This is a genomic window from Enterococcus salsurae (genome assembly GCF_054784955.1).
The window spans coordinates 697,500-710,411 of the sequence record NZ_BAAHWY010000001.1; the positions used below are offsets into that span (position 1 = coordinate 697,500).

Here is a 12,912-nt window from a genome sequence, read left to right on the forward strand (position 1 = left end):
TTATACTCGAAAAAAAGTAAGCTACACACGCATTCTAGTGCAACTGTAACAAGCAACTTTATAGAAAATGCTTTTGTGACCAAAGATTCAATGAGTTGCGTATCCGTGAAATGAATGAGCTTCGTAAAGCAGGACAGAAAAGTCAGGCAGAAAAACTGAAAAAGAACTGGCACTTTCCGCTAAAAAATCGTGCAAAGCAAACATTAACCATTACGAATACAAAACATGGAAAAATTTTCTAGCACCTAAATGCACGTTTCTATATGAAGTAATAATGATTGATCGATTTTTTGGCTTTTCCACGCTCTCAAAGGAGGCATATCTCTTTTTTCATGAATCAGTTGAAGCTTTTCAAGACAAAGATCCCGACTTATTTTTCTCCTTATTGGCAGAACTTCCCGAAACGTTAGATGACGGCTTTCGGAAGAAGCTTCAAAACCTTTTGACCTATGAACAAAGCATCACAACGCAATGATCTATCCTTATTCCGATGGAAAAACAGAAGCGAAGAATACCCATATAAAGACAATGAAACGAGTATCCTACGGATTTAAATCATTTGAGAACATGAGAATTAGAATCTCTTTGATCAATCAATTAATCAAAGTAAGATAACAAAAAATCTGAGTCAGAATGAGGTTCATTCTGATCCAGATTTGATTTTGCACAACTCATCAGTCCTTATCGACAAAGAGCCGTTTTGGATACCGCTATTTGATATTGCTAATTTAATTGTTGGACCACGGCAGGCTTGAATTTCATCGTAATCTCCAATATCTCTCTAGATTTGTCTTCCAGTTTCCCGAAATCGTACCATTCTACGTAGTAGTCTTCTCGCCTTATATTTTGCCTATTTTTGACTAAAGATTTTCTGATATTCTTTGGAATTTCCTTGTACTCAGCTCCTAGCGATGTCATACTTGTAAAATCACCACAAGCAGAAAGACCAAAAATAGTGAAAATACATAGAATAACTAAGAAATTTTTTCATAACTACCACCTCTATATACCTACATAAAAATTCACGAAGAATTAGTCAATTACACTTTTTCTCACTAAATCAATATTCCGTAGCCACTGTTATTCCCAATTACTAAAATCATTCTTTTTACTTGTAACCTAACCTCAAAGTTGATCACTTTTTTTAATTTTATACATTGCTACTCAGTCGAAATATCCCTTGTCCTTACAAGCAGTATAGATAAAACCTGTCTCTTCACTAGACTTTGTATTCTCTACCTTGGACTTAACATAATATCGCCATTTAAAGTTATTTAGTACATTTTTTGTACTTTATTTTAAACTGACTTTATTCTACTAAATTATCTATTGGCTAACAGTGCCCAATGAATCTTTGTCCTGTTTATCAAAGAATACTTAGACAGAAGCATGCCATCGACTAAACTAATTATCGTCAATCCTACAATATAATAGATATTAAGATTGTAATATTTAATTCGATATTAATTGCGAAATTATTTTTTGTTGTTTACTAAAATCTTTAAATGTTATCACGACAAAATGCAAACTTTTGATTCTTATCTAATCAAGTCTGTAATGTATAAAATAATTTTTATAAAATTTAACAAATACTTCCATCATTTTTAAATGGATATGGTATCTCAACAATTCCCTCATTACAATCACCTAGTCCAGAATAAAGAATACATTTACCTTTTTCGATGGTGATTCCTGAGGGAAAACAACAGTCTTGTAGATGAGAACGCTTGGCCGGTCCTTTAGGGAAACTTTTTCTTGTTGCTATGATTTTATAATTATCAATCTGACGAGTGATAGGATCCAATACAAAAGATATTACTGTGTATACCTTTTGATCACCATTCTTGTAGGCACGATGACCTATGACACCAATTTTCCCCGAGTCTAACAGATAAGCTTGGTTTACCCCACCCCATTCTCCATTCTCGAACAAATTGGGTAATATTGGGGCCTGGTAAATTGTTTCAGCTGTCAGTTCTTCTAAACTATCTACAACTATAAAACCTATTAGGGATTCACTACCATATTTCTTAATTAATGCTGTGTCTCTCGGTCTAGAAAAAATTCCTATACGCCCATCTTTAAGTTCTACAATTCTGATATCTTTCATGTTACGAGGTCCTGTTGTAAAATATTTTAAATTATCTAATTCTTGTCCATAATAAAAATATCCGTAATAAGCACCCAAAAAATTTTCTTGCTTTACTTGGACGTGAGTTCCACCTAATACAATGTGATTTTTTATTTTAGTAATATATGGATCCTCAAGTTGATAAATCATGGCATTATTTACTAAAGACCATTGAAGTTCACTTCTTTTTTTGAAAAGTCGTACGTGAGAGTTCATCCACTCACTTCGCTTCTCTACCCTTCCATACATGTACCATTCTTCATTAAAAATGAAAGGTTGAGAACAATTATAGACGTCAAAACCAGGCACGCCATCAAATTCTAATATTTCTCCTGTATTGGTAATGTGCTGTAATTCAAATTTCTTTTTTTGTTGTGTTACGTTCATTTTAAATCCCTCTCTATAATTAATGAATGAAACAATCTCTTCAACCGTTGCATTTTCAGCTTTGTAGATTGTTGACTAGAAGAATTGACAGAATAATAAAATTTTAATTTTGGTTCTGTACCTGAAGGTCTCAGACAGACCCACGAACCATCGGTAAATATATATTTTAGAACATTGGATGATGGCAATGTAATTTTTTCGATTGATTGACCGGCCACCCACCGTTCAGAAGTCAGGAAATCTTCTTTGGCCATTAAGACAAAATCCCCCAAATGAGAAAATGACAGGGTTCTTAAACGATCTAACTGCTGATTCATTTGCGACAGTCCATCTTTACCGGGAAAAACTTTTGTTTCTAATTGCTCTTCGTAATAACCATAACGGTCATAGATTTCATTCAAGCGATCAACTAAATCAATTCCGGAAAGGAAACAGTCCAGTGCGGTCTCAGCCAATAATACAGCTGCTTGAATCGCGTCCTTATCCCTAACAAATGGGGCTGCCAGGTACCCAAAACTTTCTTCATAGCCGAAAAGAAAGGTTTTATCTTTTGTTTCTTCTGATAATTGGATTTGTTCCCCAATAAATTTAAATCCTGTTAACGTGTTTCTAACTTCAATGCCATAAGCTTCGGCAATTTTTGCCCCTAAATCAGATGTTACAATCGTTTTTGCGATAAATTTATTGTCTAAAGAGTCTTTTTTCATACTAATCAAATAATCAAGCAATAACACCCCTATTTGATTGCCACTTAGAAAGACTGGCTGTCCGTCCTTACGTACAACAGCACCCAAGCGGTCCGCGTCTGGATCTGTGGCTAGAATTAGCTGTGTTGGCTGTGTTTGAGCCTCTTTCAATGCTAGAATAAACGCCTGTTGGTCTTCTGGATTAGGAGAAGAGACAGTTGTAAAATCAGGATCAGGCAGTTCTTGCTCTTTCACTATCCGAAGATTCGTAAATCCCAAGCGTTGAAAGGCCTTTTGTATCAATACATTTCCAGTACCGTGAAGTGGTGTATAAACCATTGAAAGCTGTGATCCAAAATGGCGGATCCTTTCAGGATTTTGGGTCACCTGAATCAATTGATCTAAATACAACGCATCTACTTCTTCCCCAAAAATATCAATCAACTGTTGTTCGACATAAGTTGACAATAAATCCGCCTCGATCATTAATTCATTTTGAATACTTGCTAATGTTCCCATCAATTCTTCGGCAGTTCCTAGTGTGATCTGACCGCCGTCCGAGGCATACACTTTAAATCCATTGTATTGCTTAGGATTATGACTCGCAGTGATCATGACACCTGCAAAGGCTTTATAATAACGAACTAGAAAAGACAATTGCGGGGTCGGACGTAATTGATCAGATAAATAGACCCGAATCCCCTGACTGGCTAATACGCGAGCGGTCCATTCCGCAAATCGTTTTGAACCATGTCGATTATCAAAAGAAATCACTACCCCCTGTTGTTCAGCATGCGCTTTTTGAACATAGTGAGCTAATCCAAGCGCTGCCCGCTTAATGGTGTAGTCATTGATTCGGTTGATGCCAACGCCTAGCTCTCCCCGCATCCCCCCTGTCCCAAAAGCCAAATAGTCATAAAAGTGTTCTTCTATCACAGCAGGATCAGACAGAGCGAGCAGCTGATCTTTCAAGTTTGCTTCCAAAGATGGGAAATCAAGCCATTCTTGATATTTTCTTTTCCAGTTCATTTTTCTACCTCTTTTAATTGTTTGAGAATCTCTGCAATCGACAAGGTACAGCCAGCCATTGAAGTATCTGCTACGCCATAATACATCGTCAATTGATCAGCAACTAGAATACCACCACAGCCAAAGACGACATCGCCGAAGAACCCATTCTTTTCATAATCAGCTTCTGGTTCCATGATTGGTTTTTGGCTTCTAGCAATGACTCTTGTTGGGTCTTGCAAGTCTACTAATGCTGCGCCCATACAATAGCGATGTTCGGGAGTCGCACCATGATAAATAATCAGCCAGCCTTCGTCGGTTTTAATAGGAACTAGCCCTCCACCTACACGCCCACTATCCCAACAATCTTCACGAATCCCTAGTAAATGCCGGTGCTGTCCCCAGCTAACTAAATCTGGCGAAGAAGCAATCCAAATGTCATAGTTGCCAATACTTTTCAGAGAAGGACGGTGTAAGGCGTAATAACGCCCGTTGATTTGTTCTGGAAAAATCAGCACATCTTTGTTCTCTGGTGCAAAGATATTCCCTAAATCTTGATAGGATTGAAAATCCTTGGTAGCTACTAATGAATCACAAACACCCATTGGTGAGACAGAACTAAAGTTGATATAGTAAGTATCGCCAATCTGTGTGCATCGCGCGTCTTCGATGCCATATGATTGATATTCATTGAAAGGATACAAGAATGCCTCCTCATCAATCGTAAAATGATGCCCATCTTTACTGCGGGCAATTCGAATATAAGAAAGAGATGTCAGATAGACAAAACTATCCAACTTGTCTTTTTTGCGGATCATTCTCGGATCGTCAAAATCATAATCCGGATCATCTCGGTGGAATGTTAATACTTCCATCGTTTGTGTTCTTGGATCAAATACAGGCGCTTTAATAACGTTAGGGTCGTCAGAGATTGGGCGCTCTGCCACACGTAATAAAAGTAAGACTTCATCGTTGTATTTTGCTACTCCACCATTAAAGGCGCCAATCACTTCATACCCTTCATGTAATGGTTTCACATCTGCGGGAGTGATCAATGGATTTTCATTAAAACGTTCTATTTTCATCTGCTTAACCTCTATCTAAATGGATTTTCTAGTTTAATTTTCTGCGCGCCTGCATCACTGATACCAGCATATAGCACGATATGATCTTCGTAAATGTGAAGTCCGCCGCTAAAGACGACATCTTCTAAATCTGGGCGTTTCATTGGTCCTTGTTGGAAATCGTTTCTTTCTGCAATAATTTTTGCCTGTATCATAGCAAATTGATTTCGTTCCAGACAGAAAACCATCGCATAATAATGACGATTTCCTTGATCATCGAAATTCGCGATATGGCCTAAGACCCAAATGTCGCCATCAATCTCATGGATCTCATTGCCGCCACCCCATTCGCTTTCACAAAACTGGTCAGACAGTAACGGGGCTTCTGTAATTATTTCAATGGTCAAATCACTAAGCGCGTGAACGATCGTTGCACCTATCTTGCCTCGGCCACCTTTACTTCCTTGCGGTCGTGTCAGCACTAGGATTTCTCCAGAAGATAATTGTTTCAAGCGCAAGTCTTTCATTCCCCACGGCCCCTCAAAGATTTTTTTTGCTTCGGAAAGAGTCGCCAAGTGATAAAAAACCGTACGCCAATTCGCTGTGCCATCTTCTAGAAAAACAACTTCAACCCCCCCAAGGATGACTTGTCCGTCAATTCGGGTATAAAAAGGATCCTGTAAAGAAAGTTCGATACTATCAGCGATTAGTGTCCACCTGTTTGTTTCAACCTCTTCAAATAAACTGACAGTGGAAACTTCACTGTCTCTTGATTCAATGCGACCTGCAATCACTTCTTTCCCCGCCAATTCAAAAGGGGCAGTGATATTATAAACATCTTGATCACCCACACCGCTGAATCGCAAAATTGCGGCTTCTTTGACTACTTTGGCTTTCTCATTTCGATACTCCTGCAATAATTGCTTGATATAAATCATAGCTGCTCCTTTCCAATCCAACATGCCTTTGCCGGCAGATGAACCCAGTGACCATCTTCACTTAACATGCCATTTCCAAAAATGGTCTTTCGATTTCCTTCTAACGAGTGCTTGATCGGCTGTCCAAAATTTAAAACAATTTGTAGGCTTTCCGTTTGATAACTCAAGCAATCTCCTGTTAACTCAATGTTGCGGATGGCTGTAAAAGGTCCTTCTGTTTTTCGCAACCGAATCAGATTTTGATAATCTGCCAAAATCCCCTTCGCCTCCTGGTTCACCGCTGCCAATCCGATCCAACCGCTTTGCTGATTTGATAGCCACGGAAGCATGCCCCTCGAGCGGTCACGATTCACTTGATTGGCCATTATTAAAGCGTGTGACTCTCCGCTTAAAATCAGTTCTTCTTGGTATTTATTTTTTGCTTGAATATCCCTGATATCAGCTAGCTGCTGAGGCAAATAATCCCCCACCCCTTGTTCTTCTCCCTGAAATAAAAAGGGAATGCCACGATTGATCAACAGAAACACGGTCAATAAGCGATAGATGTCGCGGTTTTCTTTTGCCAGTCGCTGCCATGAACGGCTCATGTCGTGGCTGTTAAAGAACAGCGTAGGAATTTTCTTTTGTTGACTCATTTCTTTAAAATCTCTAGTTAGTTTCTCAAGATCCAATTCTTCCATGCTGCCCAAATTAAAATGAAATGCGGTATCGAACAATCCATCTTCTGTATAACTGTTGATCCGTGCTAGTTGATCCGAGCTAATTTCAGCCACTGTAAAAATTGACGGATCGACTGTTTTGATCCACTGATTTAATTCCTTTAACACACGTTTGATCCCCGGCTGGTTCACATCAATGCAATGATCTTGTTTCCCATCTTTTCTCACTGGATTATCAATAAATTGATCACTGACCGTCAAATTGTTGATGACATCAAAACGGAACCCATCGACACCTCTGCCTAGCCAAAATCGCAAGACATCAAAAACGGCTTGTTTCACTTCTTGATTCTGCCAGTTCAAGTCTGCTTGCTCTTCGGCAAAGCTATGGTAATAATATTGGTCCGTAGCCGCATCATACTTCCAAGCAGATCCACCAAAAAAACTTTCCCAGTTGTTTGGTTGATCCCGCCAAATATACCAGTCTCGCTTTGGATGTTCTTTGCCACTGGCTGATTCGATGAACCAAGGATGTTTGGTAGAAGTATGATTAACTACGACATCAATGATAATTCTCATTTCTAGCTGATGCGCTTCTTCCACAAGGAGATCAAAAGCGGCTAAAGTACCATACTGAGGATCAACCGCACAATAATCGGAGACATCATACCCATTATCGACTTTAGGAGACGGATAAAATGGTGTTAGCCAGAGGGCATCTATACCGAATTCTTTTAAATAAGGCAATTTTTTGCGAATCCCATTGATATCGCCGATTCCATCCCCATCACTATCTGCAAAGGAGGCAATATAAATTTCATAAAACACAGCATTTTCCCACCACATTCGTTGGACTCCTTACTTCAGTGTAAATTGCATCCCATCTTGGAATCGTTTTGAAAAAATCAAAAACAAAAGGATCAACGGTAACGTGAGCAACACAGAGGCTGCATACATTGGTCCTGGATATGTCCCATAGGGCCCAAACATTTGCGAAATCAAGACATTCAGCGTAACAGTCGCATCACTCTTTGAAACGATCATATCCCAAAGCAGGTTCGTCCAACGATCCGTGAATAGGAAAAGAAAAATCACCGTTGTGATCGACTTAGACATTGGCAATACCACTTTGAATAACACTTGCATTTCCGTTGCCCCATCCAACTTTGCAGCCTCGATCAACGCATCGGGAATGGCTTTGAAAAAGTTGGTATACATAAAAATCGCCCATAAACTAATTGCAGTCGGAATGATCATTCCAGCATAAGAATCCAATAATCCCACTTTGGTCACCATTAGAAATTGGGGGATCAGCAAAATGATCGCTGGGAAAAACATTTGAAAGAGAATAAAATGATTCACGAATTTCTTCCCTTTAAATTCGATTTTGGCAAGCGCATACCCTACCATCAATGCAAAGACCATCATTAAAAACGTTGCGATCGTAGCCACGATCGTTGTATTCACGAATGCACCGATCCAAGGAACATCTGCTGAAGTGGCCGAACCGCCAAACAGCCACGTCCAAGAACGTAAGCTAAAAGTGGTCGGGATAATTTTTCGATCGACTTGATCCCAAGCAGCAAACGAGTGCAAAACAAGATAGACAAAAGGAAACGTCATGAGGAGCATCACCAGGGTGGTTACTAGATATAGGACACTGTTCTTTCCCTTCGTTCGTTTATTGCCAACCATTTTTTTCACCCCACTTTTCTAGTAACTTCCGAATAACGCCGATAGATGCAAAAGTAACGACAGAAGCCATTAGTGCAACTGCAGACGCGTAGCCGGATTTCAAATTAACAAAGGCTTGATTGTAGATTTCCATTTGCCATGTATTGGTCGCAAAGTTTGGTCCGCCTCCTGTCAACTGGTAGACCTCTGTGAAGATACCAAAGCTGATCCCCACCGCCAGAACTGTAACCGTAAAGAATGCTGGGTACAACATGGGAAAGGTGATTTTCCAAAACCTTGTCCAAGGACTCGCACCATCGATTGCCGCTGCTTCATACACTTCTTTGTTGATATTCCCTAAGCCCGAAATTAGGATCAGCGCATAGTAGCCAGACATCTTCCAAGCGATCATCAGAGAAACGATGATGATGGCTGCATGGGGATTACCTAGCCAATCAATATCCCAGCCTAGTCTCGTTCGCAAGAAGGTATTAAAGGGACCGTTGTAGGAAAGCAATCCTTTGACGATCAAAGAAGTGACAACCCCGCTTGACAGATAAGGCAAGAAGAAAGCCACCATGTATAACCCCTTCAGCTTTGGCAGGCTATTGACTAATAGCGCAATCACCATCGAAAGAACCAGCGCCATTGGTACAAAGATAATCAGAAATTTGTATGTAACAACGAATGCAGATTGGATCGCTGGACTTTTTATCGCATCAATAAAATTCTGAAATCCAACAAATTCAACGGTCGGTGAAATCATATTCCAACTCGTTAATGCTAGCCAAAATGACCAAAATAAAGGAAGTAGAAAGAAAATCAATGTAAAAATCAGATAGGGGCTGGTAAATGACCAGCCCAATTTTGTGTTCTTACTCATTATTGAAGCGCCCCTTCGACAGCCGTCTTCGCATCGCTCACAGCTGTTTTCGCATCTTTTTCACCCCGAACAACTGGCACCCATGCTTGTTCGCCAAATACTTGCTGAATGTCATTGTATTTCTCGTTGTCCATTGCTGGAACAGCGTAAGGCACATTTTCTGCAAAGACTTTCATCGCTGGATTTTCTTCAAAGTAGGCTTTGAAAGCATCGTTTTCTGTTGCATCATCACGCGCTGGAATAAGCGAAGTCATTTCTAGTAATTTCATGTCGTTGTTTTCATCTGAATAAACAAATTCCAAGAATTTCATCGCTGCCGCTTGTTCTTCTTCTGTTGCTTGGGCGTACATCACGATTCCTTTAGCATCTGCATAGGTGGATACTTGTTCTGCATCCGCTAAAGCATCAGGTACCACAGGCGTAGTAACCGTGTAGTTTTCACCAAACTTCAGCTCTGGGTATTTTTCTTCCCAGTTAGGGAACGTCCAAGGACCCAAATCGGTCATAATACTATCGCCGTTTTCAAAGGGATCCGTTGCTTCACCGGTGCGCAGTACTTTTGCATCCGCTAATGTATGCATCAAACCAAATACATCTGTCATGGCAGCTTCATTAGCTGTGAATTGATTGTTTTCGACAAAGCTCGCACCTTCACTGGCCGCATTGTAGAGTGGGAAGAAATCAAACCAACGCATCCAAGCCGTTGGATCTGCTAAGTCTTTTTTCGCCCAAAGTGCTTTGTCCGTTCCTTTGATTTTGTCGACGACTTTCAATAAATCTGAATAGGTTCTTGGCACTTCATCAAAGCCTAATTCTTTCAAACTATCTAATCGCCAGCCAAACAAAATCGGATTGGAATAAACAGGTAGCACGTATTGACTACCATCAGAGAATTTCCAACTATCGATGGTTTGACTCATATTACGAGCTTTGACGATCGTATCGAAAGAATCTTGTTTTTCTAATGGTAAAATAGCCTGACTAGCAGCCAACTGGGCAGCAAAACTACGGTTGATGTTTTCAGATAATGTTGGTGCGGTGTTAGAAGCAATTGCACTTTGGATTGTTGCTTCAGAAGATGGACTTTCCTTCATTTGAGAAACTTCAACTGTAATGTCCTCATTTTGTTTCTCAAAGTCTGCGGCCATTTCTTGCCAATACTTCAATTGTGTTGGATTGGGTGCAGCCCAAAAAGTAATCTTTGTCTTCCCATCAGTTGCCCCAGAACCGCTCTCTTTTGATTGATTGCTACAACCAGTGAATAAAACTGTCCCTGCCACTACCGCAGCAATACCAATAAGCATTTTTTTCATTTTCATGATCGTTCCTCCTAAATAGTAAGCGATTTCTTTTTACAACGTCATCATACCACCCGTCATTTTAATTGTCAACATTACGTAATTATAATTACAACATTACTTTTGTAATTATTTTAGGCTATTAATTTTGTAACATTATGGTATAATCATTATAAGACTAGGAGAAATAAGGTGAAAATATGAAAAAAGCCTCTATGCAAGATATTGCCGATGCATTGGGCATCTCAAAAAATTCTGTCTCACAGGCGTTGAGAAATAAGCCTGGTGTCAGCCAACAAACCAAATTACTCGTTAAAAACAAAGCAGATGAATTAGGCTATCGTTATCAAACGATGAATGAAGATACCACGATGTCATTCTTATTGATGGCAACCGAATTTGCTTTTTCTCAAACGAGTTTTTTTGGCGAGATCGTTAAAAGTGCAGAAGTAGAAGCTCAAAAAACAGCGATCAAACTTGATACTTATACCATTACAGAGGAAGACTTACTTAGCCTAAAGCTTCCGCCAAACTTAAAAAAGTATGACGGTATCCTGATCCTGTCTCATAGTAAAAATGCCTACATCAAGAAAGTAATTGATACTGGGCTTCCTGTCACATTGATCGATCACCATGATCCTTCACTCACAGCAGATGCCATCTTGACAAAAAACACCGACGGAACGTTCCAAGCCATCTCACTTCTGATTGAAAATGGAATGAAGCGAATTGGCTTTATTGGTGATACAGCATTTTCTCCCAGCTATCTTGAGCGTTATCGCGGGTATCAACGGGCTTTACGAGAACACAATCTAACAAATGATCCTACGATTGAAATCACAGAAATTGAAGAATCTCAAGGTGCTTTATTTAACAGCTTAAAGAATATAAAACAAATGCCAGATGCATGGTTTTGCGTGAATTCTGGGCTAGCTTTCATGTTAAACAGTTATCTTCAATCTTCTGGTTACACGATTCCCAAAGATATCAGCGTGATTTGTTTTGATGAAACTGAATTTACACGCATGGCGATTCCTCAATTGACAAATATCGCTACCGATCTGAAGTTTATGGGTCAGTTGGCGATTCGGACATTGGTCCATCGCATCGCTCATCCCAAAGAACCAATCGTCCATCAGCAAATTGTTCCACAGCTGAACGTCCGAGAATCGGTTCGGATTCCCAATACTAAATAATATAAATTTGAATCAATATCTCGGAAACAATTTTGTTCAGATTGTTAATTTTTTAAAATTTCATTTGTCAAATTAAGTTAGACAAATCATCTGGTTTTATATTTCTCAAAAATAATTCCATCGGTGTTTGATACTTTAGAGATTTTCTTGGGATGTGATTTCGTTTGGAAGCAACAGCTTGAATAAATGATTCTGATACTTCATTGAAGTCCATGGCTTTAACTAATCCATCACGACGTAATAATCCATTTGAATGTTCATTTAGAGCGCGTTGTGACGGGGTGCCTGGATCCGCAAAATAAATATCAATATCATTTTGATTTCCCATAGCTTTCCAATTTGAAAATTCTTTCCCACAGTCAAACGTAATTGATTTAAACAGATGTTTAGGAACCGTTTGAAACCAATGATTAATTCGATTTTCAATGTCCATTGCCTGTCTACCGGCTGGCTTCAATGTAATAATCACTTTTGACAAACGTTCCACCAATGTAATAACAGCACTTTTGTGTTTTTGACCGACAATAGTGTCTCCTTCAAGATGGCCAATCTCGTTTCCAAATTCTGGATGCTCCTTGATGCGCTCATGTATACTGCGCCGAAAAGCTTGTTTCCCACGTTTTTCTTGGTGTCCATTTGGTTTTCATTTGTCTTTCATAGGCAAATCACGCACATTAAATGCGCCAGTTCGAAACATTCGATACAGTGTACGGACTAAACAATCAAGTTTCATTTCCGAGCGGCCGACAATCACATCCGGTGTCCACCCTTGAACAACCCTCTTTTGAACATATTCTTTTTGTTCCTCTGGTAAAGCCATCGAGCGTCTACGCAGCGTTTTTTGTTTTCTTTGTATTGTTGATAGTAGTTCAGTATCGTAGCACCAGTTTTCAAACTTTGTCTATGTATTGAATTTCTTGATGCAATCTGTCTAGGAAACAGAATACCTTTGCGCACTGAACAACAAAAAGCCAGACCTCTTCGCAAT

General features: G+C 39.5%; 9 protein-coding genes and 2 pseudogenes. 2 read left to right on the plus strand and 9 right to left on the minus strand.

The window, feature by feature from the left end; genetic code table 11:
* Positions 1-77 precede the first annotated feature (77 nt).
* Positions 78-615 (plus strand): annotated as a pseudogene (locus ACYVRS_RS03450) (transposase); the annotation flags it as partial.
* 967 nt (positions 616-1,582) lie between these two features.
* On the opposite strand, the gene ACYVRS_RS03455 reads toward ACYVRS_RS03450, so the two are convergent.
* Genes ACYVRS_RS03455 through ACYVRS_RS03490 form a run of 8 tightly spaced genes read right to left on the minus strand, consistent with a single transcriptional unit; the run spans position 1,583 to position 10,749 of the window.
* The gene (locus tag ACYVRS_RS03455; protein ID WP_461199490.1) at positions 1,583-2,518 is read right to left on the minus strand and encodes a DUF1861 family protein; all 936 of its coding nucleotides are present in this window, start codon (positions 2,516-2,518) and stop codon (positions 1,583-1,585) included.
* On the minus strand, positions 2,515-4,233 hold the full coding sequence (locus ACYVRS_RS03460; RefSeq protein ID WP_461202515.1) for a phospho-sugar mutase: 1,719 nt from the start codon (positions 4,231-4,233) through the stop codon (positions 2,515-2,517). Before ACYVRS_RS03460 ends, ACYVRS_RS03455 begins: the two co-directional genes overlap by 4 nt.
* Positions 4,230-5,297 (minus strand): BtaManbiosPhlase, encoded by a 1,068-nt coding sequence (locus ACYVRS_RS03465; protein WP_086275833.1) that lies wholly within the window; start codon positions 5,295-5,297, stop codon positions 4,230-4,232. The genes ACYVRS_RS03460 and ACYVRS_RS03465 overlap by 4 nt, the downstream gene beginning before the upstream one ends.
* Positions 5,298-5,308: 11 nt before the next feature.
* Positions 5,309-6,214, minus strand: a complete 906-nt coding sequence (locus ACYVRS_RS03470) for an MTP-1 family protein (RefSeq protein ID WP_461202517.1) — start codon at positions 6,212-6,214, stop codon at positions 5,309-5,311.
* Complete coding sequence (locus ACYVRS_RS03475; RefSeq protein WP_461202519.1) at positions 6,211-7,719, minus strand: alpha-amylase family glycosyl hydrolase; 1,509 nt, start codon at positions 7,717-7,719, stop codon at positions 6,211-6,213. The genes ACYVRS_RS03470 and ACYVRS_RS03475 overlap by 4 nt, the downstream gene beginning before the upstream one ends.
* A 12-nt stretch (positions 7,720-7,731) precedes the next feature.
* Complete coding sequence (locus ACYVRS_RS03480; RefSeq protein WP_003125479.1) at positions 7,732-8,568, minus strand: carbohydrate ABC transporter permease; 837 nt, start codon at positions 8,566-8,568, stop codon at positions 7,732-7,734.
* Positions 8,555-9,430, minus strand: a complete 876-nt coding sequence (locus tag ACYVRS_RS03485) for a carbohydrate ABC transporter permease (RefSeq protein WP_003125478.1) — start codon at positions 9,428-9,430, stop codon at positions 8,555-8,557. Before ACYVRS_RS03485 ends, ACYVRS_RS03480 begins: the two co-directional genes overlap by 14 nt.
* Positions 9,430-10,749, minus strand: a complete 1,320-nt coding sequence (locus ACYVRS_RS03490) for an ABC transporter substrate-binding protein (protein ID WP_086275837.1) — start codon at positions 10,747-10,749, stop codon at positions 9,430-9,432. The genes ACYVRS_RS03485 and ACYVRS_RS03490 overlap by 1 nt, the downstream gene beginning before the upstream one ends.
* A 179-nt stretch (positions 10,750-10,928) precedes the next feature.
* On the opposite strand from ACYVRS_RS03490, the gene ACYVRS_RS03495 reads away from it, so the two are divergent.
* Positions 10,929-11,924: a LacI family DNA-binding transcriptional regulator gene (locus tag ACYVRS_RS03495; protein WP_086275838.1), complete on the plus strand. Its 996-nt coding sequence runs from the start codon at positions 10,929-10,931 to the stop codon at positions 11,922-11,924.
* A 67-nt stretch (positions 11,925-11,991) separates the two neighbouring features.
* Here the strand turns inward: ACYVRS_RS03495 and ACYVRS_RS03500 are convergent.
* A pseudogene (locus ACYVRS_RS03500) lies at positions 11,992-12,845 on the minus strand (IS30 family transposase); the annotation flags it as partial.
* Between the last annotated feature and the right edge of the window lie 67 nt (positions 12,846-12,912).